The sequence below is a fragment of the Rhizobium sp. AAP43 genome (assembly GCF_001296045.1).
In the GTDB taxonomy this organism is placed as follows: Bacteria; Pseudomonadota; Alphaproteobacteria; order Rhizobiales; family Rhizobiaceae; genus Allorhizobium.
Window position 1 is genome coordinate 185267 of sequence record NZ_LJHS01000009.1, and the last position, 26666, is coordinate 211932.

General features: G+C 61.3%; 24 protein-coding genes. 14 read left to right on the top strand and 10 right to left on the bottom strand.

The genetic code is table 11. The features are described 5' to 3' along the window. Positions 1-9: 9 nt before the first annotated feature. Positions 10-921, top strand: a complete 912-nt coding sequence (locus tag IP76_RS08470) for a metallophosphoesterase (RefSeq protein ID WP_054157765.1) — start codon at positions 10-12, stop codon at positions 919-921. Positions 922-933: 12 nt separating this feature from the next. Here IP76_RS08470 and IP76_RS08475 read toward each other — a convergent pair whose 3' ends face one another. From IP76_RS08475 to IP76_RS08500, 5 genes are all read right to left on the bottom strand, one after another. Then, a complete protein-coding gene (locus tag IP76_RS08475) occupies positions 934-1710 on the bottom strand; it encodes an alpha/beta fold hydrolase (RefSeq protein ID WP_054157766.1) in 777 nt (258 codons plus the stop codon). 5 nt (positions 1711-1715) lie between these two features. Next, on the bottom strand, positions 1716-3428 hold the full coding sequence (leuA, locus tag IP76_RS08480; RefSeq protein WP_054157767.1) for a 2-isopropylmalate synthase: 1713 nt from the start codon (positions 3426-3428) through the stop codon (positions 1716-1718). A 325-nt stretch (positions 3429-3753) separates the two neighbouring features. Further along, on the bottom strand, positions 3754-4002 hold the full coding sequence (locus tag IP76_RS08485; protein ID WP_054157768.1) for a CopG family antitoxin: 249 nt from the start codon (positions 4000-4002) through the stop codon (positions 3754-3756). Between the two features lie 281 nt (positions 4003-4283). Next, positions 4284-5462 (bottom strand): benzoate/H(+) symporter BenE family transporter, encoded by a 1179-nt coding sequence (locus tag IP76_RS08495; protein ID WP_054157769.1) that lies wholly within the window; start codon positions 5460-5462, stop codon positions 4284-4286. Between the two features lie 124 nt (positions 5463-5586). Beyond that, a complete protein-coding gene (locus IP76_RS08500; RefSeq protein WP_197278319.1) occupies positions 5587-6648 on the bottom strand; it encodes a GGDEF domain-containing protein in 1062 nt (353 codons plus the stop codon). A gap of 78 nt (positions 6649-6726) precedes the next feature. Between IP76_RS08500 and IP76_RS23280 the strand changes: the two genes are divergently transcribed. The 3 genes from IP76_RS23280 (at position 6727) to IP76_RS08510 (ending at position 9472) form a co-directional block, all read left to right on the top strand. Continuing rightward, positions 6727-6912: a hypothetical protein gene (locus tag IP76_RS23280; RefSeq protein ID WP_197278320.1), complete on the top strand. Its 186-nt coding sequence runs from the start codon at positions 6727-6729 to the stop codon at positions 6910-6912. A gap of 173 nt (positions 6913-7085) precedes the next feature. Continuing rightward, positions 7086-8183, top strand: coding sequence for a carboxynorspermidine decarboxylase (locus tag IP76_RS08505; protein ID WP_054157771.1), 1098 nt, complete (start codon positions 7086-7088; stop codon positions 8181-8183). A gap of 50 nt (positions 8184-8233) precedes the next feature. Then, positions 8234-9472 (top strand): saccharopine dehydrogenase family protein, encoded by a 1239-nt coding sequence (locus IP76_RS08510; protein ID WP_054157772.1) that lies wholly within the window; start codon positions 8234-8236, stop codon positions 9470-9472. Between the two features lie 248 nt (positions 9473-9720). Here IP76_RS08510 and IP76_RS08515 read toward each other — a convergent pair whose 3' ends face one another. Continuing rightward, complete coding sequence (locus tag IP76_RS08515) at positions 9721-12840, bottom strand: autotransporter domain-containing protein (RefSeq protein ID WP_054157773.1); 3120 nt, start codon at positions 12838-12840, stop codon at positions 9721-9723. Positions 12841-13085: 245 nt separating this feature from the next. Here IP76_RS08515 and IP76_RS08520 point away from each other — a divergent pair, with 245 nt between their 5' ends. The 6 genes from IP76_RS08520 (at position 13086) to IP76_RS08545 (ending at position 15781) form a co-directional block, all read left to right on the top strand. Continuing rightward, entirely contained in the window at positions 13086-13589 is a 504-nt protein-coding gene (locus tag IP76_RS08520) for a hypothetical protein (RefSeq protein ID WP_054157774.1), read from the top strand. 86 nt (positions 13590-13675) lie between these two features. Further along, positions 13676-14005, top strand: a complete 330-nt coding sequence (locus IP76_RS08525) for a helix-turn-helix transcriptional regulator (RefSeq protein ID WP_054157775.1) — start codon at positions 13676-13678, stop codon at positions 14003-14005. Next, complete coding sequence (locus tag IP76_RS08530) at positions 14002-14481, top strand: SRPBCC domain-containing protein (RefSeq protein ID WP_054157776.1); 480 nt, start codon at positions 14002-14004, stop codon at positions 14479-14481. Before IP76_RS08525 ends, IP76_RS08530 begins: the two co-directional genes overlap by 4 nt. Positions 14482-14508: 27 nt before the next feature. After that, the gene (locus IP76_RS08535; protein WP_054157777.1) at positions 14509-14922 is read left to right on the top strand and encodes a GFA family protein; all 414 of its coding nucleotides are present in this window, start codon (positions 14509-14511) and stop codon (positions 14920-14922) included. A 212-nt stretch (positions 14923-15134) separates the two neighbouring features. Further along, positions 15135-15371, top strand: coding sequence for a DUF2798 domain-containing protein (locus tag IP76_RS08540; protein ID WP_054157778.1), 237 nt, complete (start codon positions 15135-15137; stop codon positions 15369-15371). Between the two features lie 92 nt (positions 15372-15463). After that, a complete protein-coding gene (locus IP76_RS08545; protein ID WP_156318519.1) occupies positions 15464-15781 on the top strand; it encodes a hypothetical protein in 318 nt (105 codons plus the stop codon). A gap of 79 nt (positions 15782-15860) precedes the next feature. On the opposite strand, the gene IP76_RS08550 is transcribed toward IP76_RS08545, so the two are convergent. After that, complete coding sequence (locus tag IP76_RS08550) at positions 15861-16445, bottom strand: ATP-dependent Clp protease proteolytic subunit (RefSeq protein WP_054157779.1); 585 nt, start codon at positions 16443-16445, stop codon at positions 15861-15863. A gap of 207 nt (positions 16446-16652) precedes the next feature. Between IP76_RS08550 and IP76_RS08555 the strand changes: the two genes are divergently transcribed. After that, complete coding sequence (locus tag IP76_RS08555) at positions 16653-17999, top strand: HD-GYP domain-containing protein (protein ID WP_054157780.1); 1347 nt, start codon at positions 16653-16655, stop codon at positions 17997-17999. A 34-nt stretch (positions 18000-18033) separates the two neighbouring features. On the opposite strand, the gene IP76_RS08560 is transcribed toward IP76_RS08555, so the two are convergent. After that, the gene (locus IP76_RS08560) at positions 18034-18510 is read right to left on the bottom strand and encodes an avidin/streptavidin family protein (protein ID WP_245281424.1); all 477 of its coding nucleotides are present in this window, start codon (positions 18508-18510) and stop codon (positions 18034-18036) included. A 107-nt stretch (positions 18511-18617) separates the two neighbouring features. Beyond that, on the bottom strand, positions 18618-19049 hold the full coding sequence (locus tag IP76_RS08565) for an Lrp/AsnC family transcriptional regulator (RefSeq protein WP_054157809.1): 432 nt from the start codon (positions 19047-19049) through the stop codon (positions 18618-18620). A 150-nt stretch (positions 19050-19199) separates the two neighbouring features. On the opposite strand from IP76_RS08565, the gene IP76_RS08570 reads away from it, so the two are divergent. Both IP76_RS08570 and IP76_RS08575 read left to right on the top strand, forming a co-directional pair. Further along, positions 19200-20303, top strand: coding sequence for a saccharopine dehydrogenase family protein (locus IP76_RS08570; protein ID WP_054157782.1), 1104 nt, complete (start codon positions 19200-19202; stop codon positions 20301-20303). Between the two features lie 236 nt (positions 20304-20539). Then, positions 20540-21910 carry a bifunctional diguanylate cyclase/phosphodiesterase gene (locus IP76_RS08575; protein ID WP_054157783.1) on the top strand — a complete coding sequence of 457 codons (1371 nt, stop codon included), beginning with the start codon at positions 20540-20542 and terminating at the stop codon, positions 21908-21910. Between the two features lie 25 nt (positions 21911-21935). On the opposite strand, the gene IP76_RS08580 is transcribed toward IP76_RS08575, so the two are convergent. Then, positions 21936-23375 carry a coniferyl aldehyde dehydrogenase gene (locus IP76_RS08580; protein WP_054157784.1) on the bottom strand — a complete coding sequence of 480 codons (1440 nt, stop codon included), beginning with the start codon at positions 23373-23375 and terminating at the stop codon, positions 21936-21938. Between the two features lie 531 nt (positions 23376-23906). Here IP76_RS08580 and IP76_RS08585 point away from each other — a divergent pair. Continuing rightward, a complete protein-coding gene (locus tag IP76_RS08585; RefSeq protein ID WP_054157785.1) occupies positions 23907-26336 on the top strand; it encodes a glucose/quinate/shikimate family membrane-bound PQQ-dependent dehydrogenase in 2430 nt (809 codons plus the stop codon). Positions 26337-26666: the final 330 nt, after the last annotated feature.

Below are 26666 nucleotides of genomic sequence, written 5' to 3' on the forward strand. Positions count from 1 at the left end.
GACAACGCCATGTTCAAACTCGCCCACATATCCGACGTCCATCTCGGTCCTCTGCCGAACCTGACCATCCGGGAGCTGGCCTCGAAACGGATCACCGGCTATCTGAACTGGCATCGCAATCGTCGCAAGCATCTTTTCCCGCATGCGCTCGATATGGTTCTGGAGGGATTGCGCGCCCAGTCGCCCGATCACCTGGCCATCACCGGCGATCTCGTCAATCTCGCCTCGCGCCTCGAAATCAGCCTTGTTGCCGAATGGTTGAAGGAAGCCGGTGCGCCGCTCGACACCTCCGTCGTGCCGGGCAATCACGACGCCTATGTGCCCGGCGCTCATGACCGGGCCATGCATGCCTGGTACGACTATGTCCGCGGCGACGACGATCCCCTGATCTATCACGAGGGACACAAGCTTTTTCCCTATATCCGCCGCCGTGGCCCGGTCGCGCTGATCGGCTGCTCCACCTCGATTGCCACGCCGCCCTTTTCCGCCTCTGGCTATTTCAGCGGCCGTCAGGCGCGCGAGACGGCCAATCTGCTGAAGGCCGCCGGTGAAGAGGGGCTGTTCCGCGTCGTGATGATCCATCACCCGCCAATCCGCGGTGCCGCCGCCCGCCACAAGCGCATGATCGGCATCCGCCGCTTCGCTGCCGCCATCCGCACCGGTGGCTGTGAGCTCGTGCTGCACGGCCACACCCATCTGAACACGCTCTATTGGTTGAATGACCGTGAGAAGAAAGTGCCAGTCATCGGCATTGCCTCGGCAAGCCAGGGCCCCGGCGCCAAAAAGCCGGCCGCTGGCTTCAATCTGTTTCAGATCGACGGCGAAGCCGGGAACTGGCAGCTCGACTGGCAGCGCTACCGGATCGAAAGCGAAGACGCACCGCTCGTGCTGGACCACAGCGAGAGACTGCACGGCCTCTGATCCCGGCGGATATCACCCGCTAGAAAGCGCCTTGCCGAGAACCGCCGCAACCACGCCTGGTGCCTCTTCAATCAGCATGTGGCCGACACCGGCAATCCGGATGATCTCTGCCCCATCCCATGCATGCTCCGCCTGCAGAACCGGCAGGATCGGATCCTCCAGGCCCCAGACGATCCGTGTTGGAACATCGAGGTCTGTGAAGGCAGCAAGCGGCAGGGTGCCCTGCCCCACCCCTCCATCACGTTCGACCAGGAAGGAGGCCAGAATCTGCATCAATCGATCCGTCGCGCCGGGCCTATGCCGGGCGTCTGCGAGCCGGCCCAGATCGCTCTTGCATGGCTCGAAACCGGGCGCCATCATGCCAATAATGGCACCACTGAGCTCTGCAACCGTTTCTGCGAGCCCATAGCGCCGCAAAGCGACAGCATTGATCTCAGGCCCAAACCCACCTGGAGACAGCAGTGTCAGCGACGACACGCGGGTCCCCGCCCTGCCTGCGATGAGGCTTGCGACCGCTCCGCCCAGGGAATGACCGCAGAGATGGAAGCGTCCAATATCACGCTTTTCGAGATCAGCCAGAATGGCCTTGGCCATCACGCCCGCGTGGCGGATGCCCTCGCTCTCCAGTGAGCGTCCATGCCCGGGAAGGTCGTAAATGAGAAGTGGTTGCTCAGCAAAGAGCCGGTCGGTAACCGGCCGCCAGAGCGCCCCGATCCCGCCGAAACCATGCAGCAGGACCAGGGGTGGCTTCGCCGAGGAAAGGTGTCGTTCCTCGGCGAAGAGTGTCATGGCTATCAGGCCTTCGCCTGCTCGTCGAGCACACGGTTGGCCGCAGACACAATTGCTTCCAGCGAAGCCGTCACGATATTGGTGTTGATGCCAGCCCCGAACAGCTTGCCGCCCTGATGCGCCATCTCGACATAGGCGATCGCCGCCGCGTTGGAGCCGTGCTGCAACGAGTGCTCGGAATAGTCCTGCACGGAGAGATCAATGCCGAGATAGGTCGACAGCGCATCGACGAACCCATCGATCGGCCCTGTCCCCTTGCCTTCGATCCGCTTCGTCTCACCCTTGTCGGTGATCTCGGCAGCGACGATCCGGATGCCCTTCTTCTCGGTATCCGGATAGGTGTGGTGATCGACGAACTTGATCCGCGCGCCTGTCTGGTCGACGTAGCGCTCGATGAAGCGCTCGTAGATCTTTTTCGACGGCAGTTCCTTGCCTTCCTCGTCCGTGATCCGCTGAATGTCCTCGCGAAACTCGATCTGCAGGTTCCGGGGCAGGTTGATACCGTAGTCTTCCTGCAGGATATAGGCGATGCCGCCCTTGCCCGACTGCGAGTTGATACGGATGATTGCCTCATAGGTGCGGCCGACATCCTGCGGATCGATCGGCAGATAAGGCACTTCCCAGATCGGCGAATTCGCTTGCCTGATCGCCTTCATGCCCTTGTTGATCGCATCCTGGTGCGAGCCGGAGAAGGCCGTATAGACCAGTTCGCCAACGTAAGGATGGCGCTCGGGAATGACCATTTCGTTCGAATATTCGTAGACGGCCTTGATCCGCTCGATGTCGGAGCAGTCCAATTCCGGATCGACCCCTTGCGTATACATGTTCAGCGCCAGCGTCACGATGTCGACATTGCCGGTGCGCTCGCCATTGCCGAACAGTGTGCCTTCGACACGGTCGGCACCTGCCATCAGACCGAGTTCGGTCGCGGCAATGCCGGTGCCCCGGTCGTTATGCGGATGCAATGAGATGATGACGTTTTCGCGGTTGTCGATGTTGCGGCACATCCATTCGATCTGGTCGGCATAGATGTTCGGCGTCGACATCTCGACGGTGGACGGCAGATTGAGGATCAGCTTGTTCTCCGCCGTCGGCTTCACTTCGGCGATCACGGCGTTGCAGATCTCCAGCGCCACGTCCAGCTCGGTCCCAGTGAAGCTTTCGGGTGAATATTCGAAGCGATAGCCGCCACCGGCCTTCGCTGCCATATCCATGATCATCTTGGCGGCATCGACGGCAATCTGCTTTATGCCAGCGACGTCCTTGCCAAAGACCACGCGGCGCTGCAGCTCGGATGTGGAATTGTAGAAATGAATGATCGGGTTCGTCGCACCTTCCAGCGCCTCAAACGTCCGCGTAATCAATTCCGGCCGGCACTGCACCAGCACCTGCAGCGAAACGTCGGCGGGAACGCCACCCTCCTCCACGCACCAGCGGGCAAAGTCGAAATCGGTCTGCGAGGCCGAGGGAAAGCCGATTTCGATTTCCTTGAAGCCCATGTCGAGCAAGAGCTGGAACATGCGGGCCTTGCGGTCATGGCCCATCGGATTTACCAGCGACTGGTTGCCGTCGCGCAGGTCGACCGAGCACCAGATCGGCGCCTTGTCGATCACCTTGGATGGCCAGGTGCGGTCGGCAATATCGATTTGCGGATACGGGCGGTACTTCTGCGAAGCGTCCTGCATGCCCTGCTTGACGGAATGGGTCTTCAAAATCATCGGTCTCGTCTCTTCTCTTACCCGCAGCGTGCAAGGCTGATAGCAAATCAGCGAAGCTTTGGCACGTCTGCCCGGGCCCTTTTTAAGGGATCAATTGCATTACAAGGGAGATTTCGAGGAGCAATCGCCAAACGGCTGACCCGGCCGCCGGGCGCTCCTCAATGGACCCGGCAACCGCGGATAAGGCCGAGAAGAAGAAGCGAGTTTGGCACCGACGCGACAAAACCGGCCGCAGCGCGGGCCGTCATCTCAGTCGCAGCAATGGTCGTGCCGTTGATCTTCATGGCGTGAGGAATAACGCGACGAATTGAATCGCGCAAGGGTGTTATTCGGCAGCGGATGGCCTCGCAGCATCCAGTTTTTCGCGCAGCCAATCTTCGAGTAGGGAATCCACGGATACACCGAGCTCCTTCGCCCGACGATCCAGCCTCAGTTTGGTTCCACGCATAATGGTAACGGTCAACGCTACAGGCTCCAGATTGGGACGTGTCGCCGTGCTCCAGTCGACGTATTCGCTGATATCTTCGCCATCATCGAACTTGCGGTCGAACTCTTCAGCGCTGATTGTCTTCATAGCGACGCCTTTCCTGAATTCTTGCTCGGCGCACCGAGATGATCCGAACGCGCCCATTCCGCAGAACGTACACACCTGTCCATAAAACACCGACGATCCGACCTACTCGGATCCGCCTCGCTTCCGCCGGATGTCCGGCATCCGCATCGACAGCATAGAGATCATACTACAACTCCCGCGCCGCCACGAAATCGATTCGGTGCTTCGCCTTGTTCGCCTCGCTTTTCACAGGATCGAATTCGAACTCCATGCCGCATCAAAGCATGGAGAACGGCAACCGCTCAACCCTTCCGTGCAGTCCGCAACAGCCCCAGCATCGCCACGCCCGCAATCAAACCCCAGAAAGCCCCTGAGATCCCGAGGATCGAAATCCCCGAGGCCGTGACCAGGAAGGTGACCGCCGCCGCCTCCCGCGTCTCCGGCACCTGAAAGGCCGCCACCGCCGAGCCGGAAAACGCTCCGATCAGCGCAAGCCCCGCAACCGACTGGATGAGGATGGGCGGCGCAAGCGACACGAAGCCGGTGACGGCACCGGCGGCAAGGCCAAGCAGCACATAGCCAATGCCGGCAATGATCGCCGCCCAATAGCGCTTGCCAGGATCGGGATGCGCATCCTCGCCAGCGCACATCGCCGCCGTGATCGCCGCGAGGTTTACCGCATGGCCGCCAAACGGTGCTGAGAGCGCCGAAAACACACCCGTCACCGCAAACATCGGCCCCGGCTGCGGGTTAAATTTGTTGACCTTGAGGATCGCGATGCCCGGAATGTTCTGCGAAGCCATGGTGACGATGAAGAGCGGCAGCGCAATCGAGATCAGCGCCGGCAGCGTAACGGCTGGCAAGACGAGTTCCACCGGCGGCGCAAGGGAAGCCGCCCAACTCGCCATCGCCCCCTCCGGCAAGTCGACGCCAAAAACGATGACAACAACGAAGGTCAGCAGTGCTGCCGGCACGGCATAAAGTCGCTTGAAGGCCGCAACCACCGCCCAGACGACCAGGATTGGAAGCCCCAGAGCCGCGTCAAACGCGACAGCCTTGAACGGCGCAAAACACAGATTGAGGATGACACCAGCCAGCATCGCGTTCGCGATCGGTGCCGGAATGGCCGCCACTGCCCGACCGAAGGGTCTGATCAGACCAGCCAGCACGATCAGCCCCGCACAGACGAGAAACGCCCCGACCGCCGCCGGAAAGCCGCCGACGGGTATGCCTGCCGTCGCCATCAGCGCCGCCCCCGGCGTCGACCAGGCAACGGAGACCGGCAGCCTCGTCCAGACACTCAGCACGATGCCGCAAATGCCCATGGCGACCGACAGCGCCATCAATCCGGACGCCGCCTCATAATCCGTGGCTCCGACGCCTTTCAGCCCCTGCAGAACGACGGCGAACGAACTGGCAAAACCGACAAAGGCAACCAGCACGCCCATGAAGGCAGCTTGTGGGGAAAAGTCTTTCAGCATGGCGGGCCTCGGCAGCATTGGATGTGTGCCACAGGCCAATCAAATTCCGCCCGGCCTGACAAGGCCCTTCCAGCCTTTCGCGGTTCGGTTGGCGCCGGACAACAGCAGCACACAGCTGTCGGATTTATTCCGCCGCCAGAACTCCGCCAATCTCCGGCATGGGGGTAATGCCGGCGCAATGGAAGAGAACAACACGATTGCGCCCGCCGCGCTTGGCTTCATACAGTGCCTCATCAGCCTGAGCGATCAACCGGGTAAACGGCATGACGTCATCGGCGACCGAGACGCCCGCGCTGATGGTCACCGCAATCGGGCGCGCCTCATGAGTTATCGGAAGGGCCTCGATTGTCCGGCGCAAAAGTTCGACACATGCCAGAACATTCGTCTCGGTGGTGTGCGGCACATAGAGACCGAACTCCTCACCACCCAACCGGGCAAAGAGTGCATCTGCGCCGTTGCGCATCGCCATGGCCTGCGCCACGGCCACAAGCACCTCGTCACCGGCAAGATGACCATGCTGATCATTGACGCTCTTGAAGTGGTCGATGTCGATGACCACAAAAGCGCTGCCAGCGGCAACTTCGCGCGGCAGACGATCCATCAGCCAGTGGCGATTGCGGACGCCGGTCAGGCGGTCCGTTTCGGTCAAGGCAACCAGCCGCTGCTCTGCGCGTTCCTGCACCATGATCAGCACGAACATCGCGATGGCAAACTGATCCAGGATCAACAACAGGAAACTGATCGCGGGCCAGGCCCCAGCCGCCTTGGGATCCAGCATCGCCCAGGTCGTCACGAGCGCCACCAGGGTCTTGAACATCAGCGCACCGGCCAGGCCATACCGGCTCGTCAGGCGCTCATCCTGTGGATCCGACAAGACCAGCCAGCCGTTGGCCAGAGAGGTCAGCGCCATCGCCACGAGAAAAATGCCGGAACGAACAACGTCTATCAGATAAAATCCAGTGGCCAGCGCTGAACCGATCAGCACGACGGGCAGCAGATAGATCCAGTTATTGGCACCGGCATCCTTCTCGGTCACGACATTGACCAGACCGATCCAGAACAGTGCATAGGCAATCGGCCCAGAGGCAAAGCTCAGAAGGGTCCATGTCTCGTAGGCAACAACCCCCTGCACACCCGCGCCCGCCATAAACGAACCGCCGCCCAGCATGAGAAAAGCGACCGCCATCTTGCCCAGTCCCCGGCTGCGGCGCGAACGCCACCGCATATACAGGAAACAGCAGGCACCAATGAACAGAGACAGGGGATGAAGGATAAGAATTGTTGGGATATCAAGATGCATGAGGATTATGAATTTATGGCAGTTGGCGATCCTATAGCAAGACATACATTTCAATTTACTGAAAAAAGCCAAAGATATGCGCATGGCAGCCATTCGCGCCTTGCAAGGCAGAGCAAACGCCGGCACGCAGTGGATATGTCGAAGGATTGAAATGTGCCCGTCATGCGGATTTCACGCAAATGGCGCACAGCACTGGCATCCGGCTGAAAGGCAGAGCTTCCGCTTGCCTTTTGCCCCCCTTTTGCCTATGGACCCCCTCCGACGCATTCGGGGCGTCCCGTTCACTTCCGCCTGCTATGGCTGGGTTCACGAAGGATAAAGCCTTGATCCAGACTCCCTATTACCTGATCGATAAATCCAAGCTGCTCCAGAACATGGAGAAGATCGCCAAGCTGCGCGAACTCTCCGGCGCAAAGGCGCTCCTGGCGCTCAAATGTTTCGCCACCTGGTCGGTCTTCGACTTCATGCGCGATTACATGGACGGCACGACCTCCTCCTCGCTGAACGAAGTCCGCCTCGGCCATGAGCGTTTCGGCAAGGAGACCCATGCCTATTCCGTGGCCTATGCCGATTACGAGATCGACGAAGTCGTTTCCCATGCCGACAAGATCATCTTCAACTCGATCGGCCAGCTAACCCGTTTCGAGCGCCAGTCCGCAGGCATCATCCGCGGCCTGCGGCTGAACCCCGGCGTCTCCTCCTCGACCTTCGATCTTGCCGACCCCGCCCGCCCCTTCTCGCGGCTCGGCGAATGGGATCTCGCCAAGGTCGAGCCGGTCATGGACCTGATCTCCGGCTTCATGATCCACAACAACTGCGAAAACGGCGATTTCGACCTTTTCGACAAGATGCTCGGCGATATTGAACAGAAGTTCGGCCCCCTTCTGAAGAAGGCCGAATGGGTCTCGCTTGGCGGCGGCATCCACTTCACCGGCGAAAACTATCCGCTGGAAAAATTCGCCGAGCGATTGAAGCGCTTTTCGGGCGAGTTCGGCGTCCAGGTCTTTCTGGAGCCCGGCGAAGCCTCGATCACCAAGTCGACAACGCTCGAAGTCACCGTGCTCGACAAGCTTTACAACGGCAAGGACCTTGTCGTGGTGGATTCATCCATCGAAGCGCATCTCCTCGATCTCCTGATCTACCGGGAAAGCGCGAAGGTCCACCCCAACCAGGGACCGCACCGGTACCAGGTCTGCGGCAAGTCCTGCCTTGCTGGCGATATCTTCGGCGAATTCAATTTCGAACAGGAATTGAACATCGGCGACCGCATCTCGCTGCAGGACACCGCCGGCTACACGATGGTCAAGAAAAACTGGTTTAACGGCGTGCAAATGCCGGCAATCGCCATCCGCGAACTGGATGGCAGCCTCAGGACGGTCCGTGAGTTTGACTACACGGACTACGAACAAAGCCTGTCTTGAAATCCTTCAAGCCCAGGTTCTGACGATTGGACGCAAGGAGTGGTCCCATTATGAAGAAGAACGTGCTCATCATCGGCGCCGGCGGCGTCGCCCAGGTTGTTGCCCACAAATGCGCGCAGAACAACGACGTGCTTGGCGACATCCATATCGCCTCGCGCACCAAGTCGAAATGCGACGCCATCATCGCTTCGGTTCACGAAAAGAAGGCGATGAAGCAGGCGGGCGTGCTCGAAGGCCATGCGCTTGACGCGCTGGACATCGAGGCCACCAAGGCTCTGATCACAAAGCTTGGCACTGAGATCGTCATCAATGTCGGCACCGCCTTCCTCAACATGTCGGTGCTGCGCGCCTGCATGGACACCGGCGTCGCCTATATCGACACCGCCATCCATGAAGAGCCGAACAAGATCTGCGAGACCCCGCCGTGGTACGGAAACTACGAGTGGAAGCGTGCTGAAGAATGCGCGACAAAGGGCATCACCGCCATCCTCGGCGCCGGCTTCGATCCGGGCGTGGTCAATGCCTATGCGCGTCTCGCCAAGGACGAATATCTCGACAAGGTGACCGACGTTGACATCGTCGACATCAATGCCGGCAGCCACGGCAAATACTTCGCCACCAATTTCGACCCGGAAATCAACTTCCGTGAGTTCACCGGCGTCGTCTATTCCTGGCAGGGCGGCGAATGGAAGGTCAACAAGATGTTCGAGATCGGCAAGGACTACGACCTGCCGGTCGTCGGCACCCGCCGCGCCTATCTCTGCGGCCATGACGAAGTGCATTCGCTGGCCAAGAACATGGACGGCGCCGACGTGCGCTTCTGGATGGGCTTCGGCGATCACTACATCAACGTCTTCACCGTGCTGAAATCGATCGGCCTTCTCTCCGAACAGCCGGTGAAGCTGGCAAACGGCGACGAAGTCGTGCCGCTGAAGGTCGTCAAGGCCTGCCTGCCCGATCCTGCATCGCTTGCCCCCAACTACGAAGGCAAGACCTGCATCGGCGATTACGTGAAGGGCTTCAAGGACGGCAAGGAAAAGACCGTCTTCCTCTACAACGTCGCAGACCACAAGGAAGCCTATAACGAAGTGGGCAGCCAGGGCATCAGCTACACCGCCGGCGTCCCCCCGGTCGCCGCCGCCATGCTCGTCGCGACTGGCGAATGGGACGTGAAGAAGATGGCGAACGTCGAAGAACTGCCGCCCAAGCCCTTCATCAATCTGCTCAACAAGATCGGCCTGCCGACTCGCATTCAGGACGAGAACGGCGATCGCGCTGTCGAGTTCTAAGAGCGCGGGCTAAGCGCTTGAGGCTTGAGGGAATACGGACCCCGCCGGAGCGATCTGGCGGGGTTTTCTGTTAGCCAAAAGCCTCGACGGTCGTCATCCTCGGGCGCAGTCCCGAGGATCTGCTGCCGTCAGCGACAGGCGGCACGGTCGAGAGTGCGGATGACACGGCAGATGCTCGGCACAAGGCCGAGCATGACGTTGAGGAAAGCCCCATAGATCTGATACCAGGTATCGGCTGAGATCCCCCCTCAAAACGCCACCCGCACCCCCGCTTTCACCGACTGCCGAAAATCCCCGCTCGCGATCTGCGCACCGTAATTGAGGTCGAAGGTGGCGCCTTCGGCAATCTCTGTCGCAAGGCCAAGTTTCAGCGCACCGGAATTGCGCGTAGCCTCCTTGCCTTGCACGGTGAAATCCTGGCTGCCATCGAAGGCAAGGGTGGCACTGGAGCGGTCCTCGCTGATTGCATGGGTAAAACCAAGCGCACCGTAGAGACGGAGCGCCTGTTCGCCGACCGACATGGTGTGGTCAAAGCGGACGCCGAGTGAAGTTTCGGCGAAAAGCTCTTGTTCCGCCCGGCCGCTCAGCGCCGCAGCACCTCCGCTTTCCGAAAAACTCTCTTGCTGGCTATGGATGACAGTCGCCCCTAGGAAGGGCTGGATGGAGACATCGCCGAGGGCTGCATCGGTCGAGAGTTCGGCAAAGGCCTGCACCGTGTCGCCGCGATAATCGGCGGTGAGGTGCTCGTTCAGGGTGGAAACATCAACGTTGCGGGCAGTGTCGATGGCGTGGCTCGAATAGATGCTGCCAAAGCGCAGCGCCATGGCTTCGCCTTTCCAGGCGCCATAGGCACCAACATGCACGCTCTCCACATCAGCTTCGGCCCGCGTTTCCGACAGGTCCATGGCAAGGCTGTCATAACCCGCCATGATGCCGAGCGTAAGAGTGTCCGCCTGGAAGAGATCGCCGCCAAAGGTGATCCCGCCGCCCTGAAGGCTGCCGCCGCTGGCAACCTCGTCGGTCTGCCAGCGATTGACCGTGCCATGCGCCACGCTCCAGAAGCGCCCGCGCCCCGGTGCGGCAAGCTCCGAGAGAACCCCGTCACGCTCCACCCCGGCGGCATCGGACAGGCCCTGGCCGAGAGAGGCATGGATCTCGCCCGCCAGATCGCGCAGTGCCCCGGCCCGCTCCTCGTCGGTCACACCGAGCAGCGCATCCGTGACCGGTCCGTTCGGCAGGCTGTCCACTGCATCCCCCACCGCTTCCTCATTCGGCGTTCCCGCGGAATCGGTAAACGAGAGGCGGGTCAGGGTCAGGTAGATGGCGTTGGGATCATAGGACAGCGACGCGTCGAGAAAGGCGAAACTGTCGGCCACCGATCCAAACGTGCCGCTGACGCCGCCCGAAGCGGTCGCAATTGTGTAGGTGATCGGCGAGGCATAATCGATACCGGTATCAGTGCCGTTTTCCGGCCCGACGGTCACGCTGGCGCTGCTCGAGACGGTCAGCACACCGCCGACATCGAGCAGGTCGCTCTGGCCAAGCCCGTTGACCTCAACGTCATAGATCGAACCGGCGGCGAAGTTGGCAGTGCCTGCCACCGTCAGCGTGCCGATGGAATTGCCCGGTGCAATTGTTGCTCCGGACAGGGCATCGATGGCGCCGACACTGCCCGATCCGCCAAGGGCGGCACCGGAACCGACCGTGACGCTGGAGGCAAGACTGCCGTTGACGGTCAGGAGCCCCTCGTCAACCTCGGTTGCGCCCGTATAAGTCCCGATACCCGTCCAGATCAGCTGCCCGGCACCGGTCTTGCTCAGCGATCCGCTGCCCGACATCGTCGAGGCATAAGTGCCAGTACCCATCTGGTCGAAGGTGACGGCGGCCTGGTTGAAGACGGCTCCCTGAAGTCCGAGCGTATCGCTGACGACACGACCGTCGAGTACGGAAAAACTGCCGGAATAGGCGTTCGAGCCTGTCAGTGTCAGCGTACCATTGCCAAGCTTGGTAAAATCGCCCGTGCCGGAGAGCGCGCCATTATACGCAATATTGGTGGTGCCAAGATCGAAGATGAGGTCGGCATTGTTCTCGATATCGCCGGTCAGAACAGATGTCTGCAGCACCAGCGATCCGTCCTCCACAATGGTATCGGCCTGAAGAGAACCACCACTGCCGATGGTCAGGGCGCCCGCGCCCTCCTTGATCAGGAAACCGTCGCCGAAGGTATGGCCATTGTACAGACTGTCGACTCCGCCCGTATCGACGGTCAGATCGGCAGAGGCAAGCAAGACTGCACCACTGCCCGTCAGAGCGCCGATTTCCGTGCTCGCATTGACCCTGTAGACCCCATCGACCTCCAGAGCCACATCACTGTCAAAGACATCGGAATTGAAAGTGGATAGGTCGCCGCTATAGGAAACCCGCACGCTCCCCGTACCAAGGAAGAGACCGCTCCATTGCGTATATCCGTCAAAGGTCAGGGTCCCGTCGACATCCAGATTGCCGTTGAACGCACCACCATTGACCGTCAGCGAGCCGGTCGTATCGATATCCCCGTCGCCATTGAGGTTGTTGATCGTGCCGGAGAGTGTCGACATGTTCAGCAATGAGCCCGACCACAGATAGAGTTCCGAGACATCGGCCAGACTGTCCACCGTCTGGGCAGCGCCGAAATAGGTGACACCCGAACCGATCATGATGACGTCCACATTGCTGAACACGCCCTGCATCGACGACTGGCTGTATTCCGACCAGGAGAAGCCGCTGGAGAAAACGAGCGTGCCGACATTTTCGATCAAGCCGGAAAAGCTCGCGCCATGGATGCCGATGTCATTGCCGCGGCCATCCAGCGTACCAGTCCCCGTGAGGGACGAAAGGGTGGCGAAGTCGTTCATCAGCAGCTCTGTCCCGGCCGCCATGGTGGTCGAGTGAGCCCGGTAGAAATATCCGCTGTCCAGCGCATCAACCGTCCCGCCGGCAATGGTGATGTCTGCGGCCTCCGCCGGTGTCGTCGGCATGAGAATAGGCGAACTGGATGACCCGAGCACGAGTGTCCCCTGGTCGACCGCCGAACCAAGCGTCAGGTCATAGTTCAGCCTGAGCGAGATATCGGAAACACGGAGCGTCGAGCCTGTTGTCACGGACAGCGTGCCGTCTTCATTCTCCATGTAGAGAGGGGATGTGAGCGTCGCATCGACGCCCACGGTGCCAAGCCGGAGATGGTCGTTGAGGACGATGATGTCGGATCCATATTCTGACCCGGTATAGATTGGCGTCAGACTGTTGATGTAAACCGTGGCAGCTCCGGCCATGCTGGGCTGCAGGCATGTTGCGCCGGCCAGGGCCGACAGAAATGTTTTGCGGATCATCAACACCGTCGAAATTCTGTGTTCCGGAAAAGGGATTCGTAATTGGCCAGATCGTATCTGCGTCTTCAGGCGATCGCCTGTCTAAAACTTGCCGCTTTCTCTCAAAAGCATAGGGCGTGTGATGTTCGGCACCCCTCGATTGAAGCCTGCGCTGTGCGCCAGTCTGGCCATCCCCGTATCCACCCCGCCCCCGCCATGCTACGAGGCCGCCACACACCATCCCACACTCGCCGAGACACCCGCCCATGCCCCCTGCTCTCTACGCCGACCTCACCGCCGCACTCCGCCCCCTCCTCACAGAACTTCACCAAACCCCCGACCTCTTCCAGACCTGGGACGCCCATCTGGAGCTTGTCGCAGCCGGTGGTCTCGTGGTGGTGAAGTCGAAGCGGGTTAAGGGCGTGGTTGACAGCCTGTTCTGGGGTCGTGCGCCTGGCTCGACCGAGAACAAGCAGCTGCCGGAAGCGACCGCCTTTGCCGCCATCGACCGGTTCCTCGGCCTCGGCGCCCATCTCGCTCTGTCGGATGCGCTGCCGGAGGGGGCCGTGCTGGACGCGGCCTATCCCCACTGCGCAGTCAAGCTCTCCTATCGCAAGAAGGGCCATCCCAAGACCCGCACGCTGTCCATGGTCTTCATCGGCTTCAACGACGCGGCAGAGGCGCTTGGCCATGCACAAAGCGCGGGAGGCAGCCTGCCCCTGGTCAACACCCGCCCACTGAGCGGCGCCAAACTCTACGAATGGGCATGAGCGAGCGCTGAACCGGCCACCCACGCCCGCGAGAGCACAAATCAATTAGTCTTGACTATTCAATTAGCCTCGACTACTGATTCAGCATGGAAACCACAGAGACCGTCACCACCATCATGCGCGCCTTGGCCGACCCGACCCGTCGGGCCGTCTTCGAGCGCATCGTCCGCGCCAGGGAAGTCACCGTCATCGAGCTCACGCGCGCCAGCAGCGTCACCCAGGGCGCTGTCTCGCAGCACCTGAAAGCTCTGAAACAGGCAGGCCTCGTCAGTGACCGGCCGGAAGGACGACAGGTCTTTTATAGCGCCCGTCCCGAAGGACTGGCCCCACTGATCGACTGGATGCAGCACTACGACCTCTTCTGGCATGAGCGTTTCACCAATCTCAGATCCCTGCTGAAGGACATCGACCCATGACGACCACCACAGGCACCGAGCACGCATCCATCATCCTCGACGAAGTCTTTCCCCATGACCTCCCGATCGTGTGGCAGGCGCTGACAAGTGCAGCGCTGATCGCCCGCTGGCTTATGCCACCTGCGGGGTTTCAGCCGGTTGTCGGCACGCAATTCACCTTCACCACGCGGCCGGCTGGCGCCTGGGATGGCACCATCCGCTGCGAAGTGCTGGAAGTCATCGAGAATGAACGGCTCTCCTATGCATGGCGCGGCGGCGATGCCGGCAATCAGGGCTATGGCTCCAGGCTCGATACGGTGGTGACCTTCAGCCTTGCCCGCGTCGAGGGCGGCACACGAATTCGCCTGATCCATTCGGGCTTTGTCCTGCCGTCCAATGAAAGCGCTCATAAGGTGATGAGCGAGGGCTGGAAGACCGTCGTCGGGCGGCTCGACAGCCTGATCAGCGATGACTTGTTGGCCGACACACAGCACTGATCGACAGCCCGTCAGGAGAACCACACCATGGGAAAGACCTATTCTGGCGGCTGCGCCTGCAGCCGTCTCCGCTATGCCGTGCAGGGCGAGCCCGCCATCATGCTTGATTGCCAGTGCCGGCAGTGCCAGCGCGACAGCGGCACCGGCCATCAGTCGCATATGACCTTCGTCAACGCCGAGGTAACCCTCGAGGGTGAGGCAAGCCACTGGCCGTCGGTCGGCGATGGCGGCACGGTCAAGCAGCGCGCCTTCTGCCCCGTTTGCGGCTCTGCGGTCTGGATGACGTTCCCTGCCATGCCGCAGGTCTTCATCGTCACGCCGGCAAGCCTCGATGACCCGGCACTCTACGCGCCGCAGATGATCACCTGGACAAAATCCGGTCAGCCCTTCGACCCCGCACCGCCGCATTTACTCTCTTTCGAATGCATGCCACCCGCCTGAACAGGCCGCAGTTGACAGGGTCATGCCCCTCGCCTATCCCTCGTCCTGCCGAAAAACGTCAGGCCGGTCAGGTTAGCCCGGCCCTCGCAGCCGCTGCGAGACCTAATCGCTTGTGCGCAAGTGAATCCACGGCACCAACCCTTGACCGGGTGGTGCTGTGATGGACAAAAGGCTCCCAACACGCTCCACCCCTTTTTGACGTGGAGACAGATGTGACCGACAAGAAAACCCTGATCCTCGCCCAGGCCCTGATCGCCTGCATGATGGCTGGCCTGATGACCGGCATATTCGGCTTTTTGCATCTTGGCCCGACAACCGCCTGGCTGACCGAATGGGCAAAAAGCTTCCTCATCGCCTTCCCAACCGCCTTTGTCCTTTCGCTTGGCGTCGGTCCGCTCGCCTTCCGTCTTGCACGCTTCGTGATGGGGCTCACAGGACGTCGCGGATAACGCGGATAAAGCGCCTCTGAGCCTGACAGTGACGGAACCTTTGTGCCGTGATCACCGTTCTTGGCCGCAGAACCCCCATGAGGAATTTCAGGATGCCGATGCCCATCACCTTCACCCGATCCGCCCTTGCCCTGGCCCTGCTCGCAACCAGTTTCTCCTTCGGAACGACAGCGTCCGCACAGGATGTCGAATTGCGCATCGGCCCGAATGGTGTCCGTCCTGTCATCCGGGAACGTGACCGCGATCGCGGCTGCAGCCCGCGCGAAGCCCGCGCCGCGGCCGCCGAGGAAGGACTGCGCCGCCCCGAAGTCGTTCGTGTCACGGAACGCAGCGTCACCGTTCAGGGCATGACGCGTCGCGGACCGGAGCGCATTCGCTTTGCCAACCGCCGCGGCTGCCCGATCATCTGAACGGACACTCCATTGATATCGCAATAAAAAAACCGCCGGGAATTCCGGCGGTTTCTTTGTATCCAAATGTCAAAAGCGATCAGCCGATGTCGGCATGGCTTTCGATGATCCGGCCTACGAGACCGTAAGTGACTGCATCTTCCGCCGTCAGCCAGTAGTCGCGATCGATGTCCTTGGCGATCTTCTCTTCCGACTGGCCGGTGGCCTTGGAATAGATCTTGATCAGGCGCTGGTTCATCTTGATGATTTCGCGTGCCTGGATCTCGATGTCGGATGCCATGCCGCGCGTGCCGCCAGACGGCTGGTGCATCAGGAAGCGGGTGTTCGGCAGCGCCAGACGGCGCTCCTTCGGCACGGCAACGAAGATCAGCGAGCCCGCAGAGGCGGCCCAGCCGGTCGCGATGATATAAACCTTCGGCTTGATGAACTTGATCATGTCATGGATCGCGTCACCAGCCTCAACATGGCCGCCGGGCGAGCAGACGAACACGCGAATATCTTCGTCGGAAGCGGCCGCGAGCGCCACGAGCTGGGTGCAGACCTTCTGCGCCAGTTCCATGGTGATACCGCCATAGATGAAGATCGAACGCGACTTGAAGAGGTTCGCTTCCGTTTCCTTGCCGATCGGCAGTTCCTTGCTCTTGTCGTCTTCGTCTTCGTTCATCACAGGGGATAGTCCTTTTTGCGTTTGGCTCATCCGCACATAGTGCGTCTGCAGGCTTAAGACAATGCGGGAAAAAGACAAGCATGCAAGCGATGAACAGGAGGTTAGCTCCTCAAGAGAATTCGCAGATGCAAAGCCCCGTCGCAACTTACGGGATTTTAACTCCCCGCTGTCACGATCCCGCCAAACTGCAACAGAAACCTGGACATGGCGACGGAAATCCGACTGGCCGAAATCATCGAGGCGCTGAGCCATGCCCTGGACATGACCGAAGGTCAGCCGGCCGGTCATTGCGTTCGCTGCTGTCATATCGGCACTGCGATCGGCCGCCAGCTCGGCTTGAGCGAAGGCGCTTTGCGCGACCTCTATTACACGCTGCTCCTGAAGGATCTCGGCTGTTCGTCGAATGCCGCCCGCATCTGTGAACTGTATCTGGCTGACGACCTGAAGTTCAAGCGCGACTTCAAGCTGGTCGACGGCACCTTCCCGCAGGTGCTGAAATTCGTCCTGTCCCATACCGGCATGCAGGCCGGCCTCGCCGAGCGTTTCCGCGGCCTCGTTAACATTCTGAAGAACGGCCAGGAAATCGCCACCAGCCTCATTCACACGCGCTGCCAGCGCGGTGCCGACATTGCCCGCCAGATGCGCTTTTCCGAAGCGGTGGCGCAGGGCATCCTCGATCTCGATGAGCATTTCGATGGTGGCGGAAAGCCACTCGGCAAGGCCGGAAACGACATCCATATCTTTGCCCGGATCGCGCTGATGGCGCAGATCATCGATATCTTCTTCAGCGCTTCCGGACCTGAAGCCGCTGTCGCGGAAGTCATCAAGCGGTCCGGCGGCTGGTTCGATCCGGTCATTGTCGAAGCCTTCCTGCGCAGCGCCAGCGAAGCCCGCTTCTGGACCGATCTGGTGCGCCCGGACATCGAGCAGATCGTGCTTGCGGCAGAACCAGGCCAGCAGCAGATCTTTGCAGACGAAGACTATCTGGACGATATCGCGGCCGGTTTTGCCCGCGTTATTGATGCCAAAAGCCCCTATACCGCCGGTCACAGCGATCGCGTGGCACTGTTCTCCGACATGATCGCCGAACAGCTGGACATGCAGCCCGCGCAGCGCCGGCGTCTGAAGCGCGCTGCCCTTCTCCACGATATCGGCAAGCTCGGCGTATCCAATGCGGTGCTCGACAAGCCCGGTCGCCTGATCGGCGATGAGTGGGAGCAGATGAAGCGCCACGCCCAGTATTCCGAAGCAATCCTGTCACGCATCTCTGCCTTTGCCGACATTGCCAAGATCGGCGGTAGTCACCACGAGAAGCTCGATGGCACCGGCTATCCCCGTGGTCTTCGTGGCGACGAGATTTCCTTCGACGTGCGCATCGTCGCGACTGCAGACGTCTTCGACGCGCTGACCGCCGACCGCCCGTATCGGGCAGCCCTTCCAGTCCACAAAGCCTTGGAAATCCTCTGGGAAACGGCTGGACGGCATCATGATGCGAGCTGCATCAACGCGCTCGAACGCGCCCTGAACAGTGCACAATTGATCGCTGCCTGATCCCGGCGAATGCAGGCGAAGCCCTCATGGCCGACTACTTGTCGGCCGGTGACGGCTGCGCATCGTAAGCCTGATAGGTGAAGACGTTCTGCCCGGTTTCGATTTTCCCGCCGGCCTTGCCGACAAAGGCCAGCGACCACTGCGTCACGATCTGTACGCCGCCGCCAAAGGTCTTGCGCGCATACCCTGCCCAGGATGTCGCGGACCTGCAGTCTGCAATCCCATTCGACCAGACCACGCTGAATGCAATCGTGCTGCCATGCGCGTGGCCACTGAGGTCATAGGGCAGGCCCCGACAACCGGTCCCGGGGGCATTGTTGACAAAATAGCCGGTGACTCCGCCCTTCCGATCAACGTCAATCGTCATCACCGACCCCAGTTCGTTGACCCAGGTGGTGGAGGTCCCGGACAGACTGTCGAAATCGGTGAAGCCTTGCGCATTAAAGGGTCCGTGTGCCGCCAAGGAAGAAGAAAACAGAAGCGCGACTAGAAACACCAGTAGTTTTTTCATGACGTCCCCCAACCCCATTAAGTTGAGTTTACATCAGGTTGCGCTTTTTCACATCCCTCGCCTTCTGATTTTCTCAGTTACGTCTGCGGTAGATTGGTCGAGACGATCTAGCGCGCAATGCGGGTCGACAGAATGATCGACGACACTGTGCGTTCAACACCGGAAAGTTCACCGATCCGGTCTATGAGCCGGTCGAGTTCTGAAATTGACGGAGCCGCGACGATCGCGATCAAGTCATAAGGTCCGTTGACCGAATAAAGCGCCGTCACTTCGCCGATCGCCGACAGCTCGGCCGTCACCGCATTGAGCACCTTGGGCGCAATCACAATCATGACATGCGCCCGGATCAAGCCACTCTGATAGGCATCCGTGAGCCGCACCTGATATCCTGCAATGACGCCCTGCCCCTCCAGCCGCTCAAGCCTTGCCTGCACCGTGGTGCGGGACAGATCGAGCCGCCTCGCCAGTTCCGCCACCGGCATGCGGGCATTTTCCGAAAGCAGCGCGAGAAGCGCCCGATCCTTGTCCGATATTTGCATTCCGATCAAATCCAATGTCGTTTCGCCGAAATTCATACGACGAATTGCCCATTCCGTCACTTGGAATCGGCAGGGCTTGGAACCACACTGGCTTGACCAATGACAAGCCTTCCGGCCCGCGCCGTGAGGGCAAGCTTACGAGGGGCCACCATGAAAAATGTCACCATCATCGGCGCCGGCAAGATTGGCGGAGCGATTGCCCGCATGCTGGCCGAAACAGGCGATTACACCGTAACCATCGCCGACCGGAGCGCCGAGCAGTTGGCGAAGCTCGACGCCCATGCGGCGGTCAAGACGCTGGAACTTGACATTTCCGATGCCCAGGCGCTCGACACCGCCCTTGCCGGCCAGTTTGCCGTGCTTTCCGCCGCCCCCTTCCATCTGACCGGCGCGATTGCCGAAAGTGCCGCCCGCACGGCAACCCATTATCTCGACCTCACCGAGGATGTTGCAACGACGCGCAAGGTCGAAGAACTCGCTCGCGGCGCCCGCTCCGCCTTCATTCCGCAATGCGGCCTCGCCCCCGGCTTCATCTCGATCGTTGCCAACGACCTGACCAAGCATTTCGACACACTGGACACGGTTCGCATGCGCGTTGGCGCCTTGCCGCAATACCCGTCGAATGCGCTCAACTACAATCTCACCTGGTCGACCGACGGCCTGATCAACGAGTATATCGAGCCCTGCGAAGCCATCGTCGAGGGCAAGCTGACGATCGTGCCAGCCATGGAAGAGCGTGAGGAATTTTCGCTCGACGGCGTCACCTACGAGGCCTTCAATACCTCGGGCGGCCTCGGTACGCTGGCCAAAACGCTCGACGGTCGTGTGCGCACGATGAACTACCGCACCATCCGCTATCCGGGGCACCAGGCGATCATCAAGGCGCTTCTGAACGACTTCAACCTGAAGAACCGCCGCGATGTCCTGAAGGACCTGTTCGAAAACGCACTGCCCGCCACGATGCAAGACGTGGTCGTGGTCTTCGTCACCGTCTGCGGCTGGAAGGACGGCCGCTATTTGCAAGAAACCTATGCCAACAAGGTCTATGCCGGCGTGGTCGCGGGCAAGAAGATGAGCGCCATCCAGATCACCACGGCGGCCGGCATCTGCACCGTGCTCGACCTGCTCGCCGACGGCACCCTGCCGCAGAAGGGCTTCGTCCGCCAGGAAGAAATCAGCCTTCCCGCCTTCCTCGAAAACCGCTTCGGCCGGGTCTATGACCCCGAGGTCATGCGCATGGCAAAGGCTGGTTGATAAATCTCCGGGGGGAGAAGGGACCAAACGGTCCGCGGGCAAGCGGCTGGCCAGCAATGGTCGGCCGCTTTCTCTCTTCCAGCAAGTGTGTTCCGAAACGGTCGGACTAACCGCGCCTTAAGCATCCCGCAACACTGATTCTTTCCGATTTCGATGTTAGGTTGTGCTAAATTGAGCCTTGCGCGCACAAGCATCAGGGCACTTTCCAAGGCACGGCATGTTCTGACAGGCGGAGTATGATCGGCAAGGGCAGCGAAGAACAAAAGACCATCCGGGTGATCCGCGCCTATCAGGCTGCCACCCTTGCGGTCGCGCTGTTCTCTTCCGTCTGGACGCTTATCTTCGCCATGAATGGCCTGCCCGCGGTTGCTATCGCCGAGAGCGTCCCGGTCATCATCTCTCTCGCCTGTTTCGTTCTCGTCAGCCGGGGTAAGTTTGGCCTGGTCAATCTGATCGTTCAGATCTCCTTTCTGGTCTTCATCATCTGCTTTTCGCTGATGTTTGATGTACCAGAACCTGGCTTTCCGAGGGTCACGCATCTCTTCCTGCCGGTGCTTGGCATGCTCGGCTACCTCAACCACCTGCGCCGGCCATCGCGCCTGCAAATCCTGATTATCGCGGCAAGCGTCATCACCTTTATTGTCCTGCACGCCGCCGACCTCAGGCTCCCCTTCGCCGACCCCCTGCCGGCTGAACTGCGCGGCGTCGGGATCTGGATGAACCCGGCAATTGCAACACTCGTCTTCTGCAGCACGATCTACGTCCTGCAGAAGCACCTTTCGGCTCCAACCGGTCTGGCCCGAGATCTCGTGCGCGGGATGCAGCGCGGGGAGTTGACACTCGCCTACCAGCCGCAGGTCGATAGCGAGGGCAAGGTTGTCGGCGCCGAGGCGCTGCTGCGCTGGAATCATCCGACAAAAGGGGCAATCTCGCCCGCAAGCTTCATCCCCGCCGCCGAAGACGTCGGGCTGATGCCGATCATCGGCAGCTACGTACTCGACCAAGCGCTCTCCACCCTCGCCCTTTGGCAGGCAGATCCAAAGTGTGCGGCCCTCACCCTTTCGGTCAATGTCAGCGCCAGCCAGTTCAACGAGAGCGATTTCTGCGTCACGGTGCGAGACCTCCTGTCGCGCCATGGCGTGGATCCGAAACGGCTCCAGCTGGAGCTCACCGAAAGCGTCCTGATCGCCGGGCTTGAGCCCGTCGCCGAAAAGATGGCGGAGCTCACCACGCTCGGCGTTACCTTCTCGCTGGACGATTTCGGCACCGGCTTCTCGTCGCTTGCCTATCTGCGCAGCCTGCCGGTGGCGGAGCTCAAGATCGATCGCAGCTTCGTCGCGAGCATTACCGAAAGCGACCGCGCCGCCGCCCTTGTTCGCTCGATCCTCACGCTCGCCCAGGATCTCGGTCTCCGCACGGTCGCTGAAGGGGTAGAAACGCAGGCCCAGTTCGCATTCCTCGACGAGGCCGGTTGCGAAATCTTTCAAGGCTGGCTCTTCGGCCGCCCCATGCCGCTGGCTGAATTCGAGGCCTTACTCTCCGCACCACCGGAGCGGCCGGCAGCAAGCGGAACACTGCGACCAGCTGCCCGTCTCGCCGCCGGCTAAGCCGCCTACGGCACCCTGCCGCCCCTCACCCCATCCGCCCGAGCAACTTCAACATGCCCTTTGCGAGCCCCCCATAGGGTGGGTAGAGCAACTTCACGCCGGACCATTTCGACTGTTTGAGCACCGGCTTTTCCTTGCTCAGCGCCAGGAAACCCGCCTCGCCGTGATAGCTGCCATAGCCCGAGGCACCGACACCGCCGAATGGCAGGTCGTCCTGCGACAGATGCAGGATCGTGTCATTGACCGTCACGCCCCCCGCAATCGTGCCGGAGAGCACCCTGTCGCGGTGTGCCATATCGGTGCCGAACCAGTAGAGCGCCAGCGGCCGGTCGCGGGTGTTGATGTAGTCGAGCGCTTCATCGAGCGTGTCATAGGGCACGACCGGCAGGATGGGCCCGAAAATCTCCTCGCGCATCAGCGCCGTCTCGTCACCCGCCCCGATCACCAGGACCGGCGAAAACAGCCGTCTTTCGACGTCCCTCGCCCCGCCACAATCGATGATCTCGGCACCGCCCGCGCGCGCTTCTTCGACCAGTCCGACAAGTCGCTCGAAATGGCGCGGGCTGATGATCGAGGTATAGTCGGGATTGTCGGGAAGACCAGGATATTGCCGCGCCACCTCGGCCTTCACCGTCGCGACAAAATCCGCAACCTTCTCGCGCGGCACCAGCGCATAATCGGGGGCAACGCAGGTCTGGCCGGAATTCAGGAGCTTGCCCCAGATGAGCCGGGGCACGGCCTGGCCGAAATCGGCTGAGCTATCGAGAATGGCGGGCGACTTGCCGCCAAGTTCGAGGGTCACCGGCGTCAGGTTTTTCGCCGCCGCCTCCGCCACCTTGCGGCCAACGGCGGTCGAGCCGGTGAAGATCAGGTGATCGAAGGGCGCCGCCGTAAAGGCAGTGGCAACCTCCGGCCCGCCGGTGACCACCGCCACCTCATCCTCGGCGAAGAATTCCCGCACAGCCGCATCAAGCGCCTCGGCAAAGGCGGGCGTCAGTTCGGACGGCTTGAGAATGGCACGATTGCCGGCGGCAAGCGCTCCGGCGAGCGGGGAAAGCATCAGGTTGAGCGGATAGTTCCAGGGCGCGACAATGCCGACCACGCCAAGCGGCTGACGCATCACAATCGCCGAAGCCGGCTTGCCGGTCCAGCCGAGCGCCACGCGTCGCGCACGCATCCATTCCTTCAGATGCCGGCGCGCATGGCGGATTGCGGCCCGGACCGGCACGACATCGGTCAGCTCCGTCACGATCGCCGGGCGATGGCCAAAATCCTGCGAGATCGCCGAGGCAAACCTGTCCTGCCAGATCGTCAGCATGGAATCGAGACGCGCGAGGCGGTCCAGCCGGATCTCAAGCGCCGGATTGATCTGCGCCCGCCAACCTGCCTTCTGCCGACGCAGCAACTCCAGGATCCGCGCTTCCGCCGTCGCGGTCAAACCGCTGTTGCTTGCCTCTATCGTCATCACGTCACCTCCCGCATCATTGCCTCGCCTGCAAGATGGGCAACACCCCCCTCATTGTTCAAGCCCGGACAATGTCGAATACGTGCCTTTTCCCGGATAGGCCGAAGATAAAGGCCTCTTCAGCATTCCCTGCTTGGTCTGCCTGCCAGCCAACAGCCGCGACGGGTCGATCCGGACCCAACCATGGGCGACCGGGCACGCGATCGCTGCAGCAACAGGCAGTGTCGGATTTGTGAAATCAGTGTTGCCCAGGCAGGCACCAATTTCACTTGCCATCATCTCGGACGCGGCACTATACCGCATGCGTTGGGCCAAAAAACCAACCACTGTCATGCGTTGGGAGGCGCGGATGGTGCTCGAAGTCCTCGATCGAGGCGCTCCCGACCCGCCGACGCAAGATCGGCCCGCCGCCTGCGCTTCATCGACAGCAGTACGGTAAACGCATTTGATGATTTCTCCCGCTTCTGATGGCACCGCCCTGGACTTCGGCCGTCGACACTGTCGAATCCACAATCGGAGCAAGTGACACCCATGGAAAATTCTAAGGGCACCCTGTCCGCGATCGCCAAGATTTGGCTGTTCGTGCTCGGTGCCGTCCTCATCATCGCAGGCCTGTTCTTCGCCATTGGCGGCGGCAAGCTCGTTTCGCTCGGCGGCAGCTGGTACTTCCTCATCTCTGGTATCGCCATCATTGTCTCCGGCTTGCTCGTCCTCCTGCGCAAGCCCTCCGGCGCCCTCCTGTTCGGCCTCGTCACCATCGCGACGATAGCCTGGGCCCTCTGGGACGCCGGCCTTGATTTCTGGCCGCTGATTTCGCGCCTCCTCGCCTTCGGCGTTGGCGCCGCCGTCATCGCCTTCACCTATCCGCTGCTGCAGAAGGCCGCCGGTCGCACACCGGCCACCGTGCCATCCGTCGTCCTCGGCGCGGTCATCGCCCTCGTCTCGGCGGCCGGCTTTGCCGGCATGATGATCCCGCATCCGACGGTCCCCTTCTCGGGTCAGGTCGCGGACCTGAAGCCGGTCGACCCCGCAATCGAGCAGAAGAACTGGGAGCATTACGGCAACACGCCCGGCGGCTCGCGTTTCGCTGCGCTCGACCAGATCAACCGCAACAACGTCAAGGAACTGCAGGTCGCCTGGACCTACCGGACCGGTGACACCCCGATCAGCCCCGGCGGCGGCGGCGCGGAAGACCAGCAGACCCCGTTGCAGGTCGGCGACAAGGTCTTCCTCTGCACGCCCCACAACAATGTCATCGCTCTCGAAGCCGATACCGGCAAGGAAATCTGGAAGAACGAGATCAACGCCCAGTCCAAGGTCTGGATGCGGTGCCGCGGTCTTGCCTATTTCGACGCGACCCGGCCGCTGCAACAGCCGACGGCACCTGGCTCCACCCCGGTCATGGCCGCAACGGTCGCCCCCGGTGCGCTGTGCGAACGCCGCATCCTGATGAACACGATCACGGCGGAACTCATCGCGCTTGACGCCGACACCGGCGCCTTTTGCCCCGATTTCGGCACCAATGGCCGCGTCGACCTCAAGGTCGGCCTCGGTGAAGCGGCCGATCCGAGCTATGTTCTGACCTCGGCACCGACACTTGCCGGCACCACTGTCGTCGTTGGCGGCCGTATTGCCGACAACGTCCAGGTCGACATGCCGGGCGGCGTCATGCGCGGCTTCGACGTCATCACCGGCCAGCTGCGCTGGGCGTTCGACCCCGGCAATCCGGCCATCACCGCGCTGCCGCCGGAAGGCCAGACCTACACGCGTTCGACGCCGAACGTCTGGGCGGCCATGTCCTATGACGCTGCGTCCAACACCGTATACCTGCCGGTCGGCAGCCCGTCGGTCGATCTCTATGGTGCCACCCGCACCGAACTCGACCACAAATACGGCGCCTCGATGCTGGCGCTCGACGCCACCACCGGCCGCGAAAAATGGGTCTACCAGACGGTCCACAACGACCTCTGGGACTTCGACACCCCGATGCAGCCGTCCTTCATAGACTTCAAGAAGGCCGATGGCACTACCGTTCCGGCTCTCACCTTCGGCACCAAGGCCGGCCAGATCTGGGTGCTCGACCGCGCCACCGGCCAGCCGCTGACGGAAGTGGCCGACGTGCCGGTCAAGCCGGGCAAGATCCCGAACGAGCCCTATGCACCGACGCAGAAACTGTCGGTCGGCATGCCGCAGATCGGCGCCCAGACGCTGACCGAAAGCGACATGTGGGGTGCGACCCCCTTCGACCAGCTTTTGTGCCGCATCGCCTTCAAGGGCATGCGTTATGACGGCGTCTACACGGTGCCCGGCACGGATCTCGCGCTCAACTTCCCGGGCTCGCTCGGCGGCATGAACTGGGGCGGCTTCTCCACCGACCCGACGACGAACACCATTTTCGTCAACGACATGCGTCTCGGCCTGTGGATCCAGATGGCGGAAGCAGCCCCGGCCACCACGGTCGCCAGCGGCTCCGAAGCGGTCAACACCGTCATGGGCGTCGTGCCGATGAAGGGCACGCCCTATGCGGTCAACAAGAACCGCTTCCTGTCGGCGCTCGGTATTCCTTGCCAGGAACCGCCATTCGGCACGCTGACTGCAATCGACATGGACACCCAGAAGATCAAGTGGCAGGTGCCGCTCGGCACTGTCGAGGATACCGGCCCGCTCGGTATCAAGATGGGCGTTCCGATCCCGATCGGCATGCCGACCATCGGCGGCTCGCTCGCCACCCAGGGCGGCCTGGTCTTCTTCGCCGCCACCCAGGACTACTACCTGCGCGCCTTCGATTCCGCGACGGGCCAGGAAATCTGGAAGGCCCGCATGCCGGTTGGCAGCCAGGGCACCCCGATGACCTACAAGTCGCCGAAAACCGGCAAGCAGTATGTCGTCATCTCGGCCGGCGGCGCCCGCCAGTCGCCCGACCGCGGCGACTACGTGATCGCCTATGCCCTGCCGAACTGATCGGCTGGCATCGATCTGACCTTAAGGCCGCGGCGCGACAAACGCCGCGGCTTTTGTTTGTGAGGGAGAAGGCCCGGGAGGCCACTTGTCACAACGCCCTCATGCCGGGGTGCACGCGCAGAGCGCAGGCCTCGAAGCATCCAAATAATCTGTTGCAGGGCTGTCCTCGTGGCCTCGTGCTTCGAGGGGAGCTATCGCTCCCACCTCAGCATGAGGGGGAAGCGATGGTGTTCAATCTGTCAAAAACCCCAAGCTTCGCCGCCGGTCGGGATCACTCCCTCCGGGTGTGCTTGAAACTTGTCTCGGACGGGGCGCCAGAAGCAGCCTGTC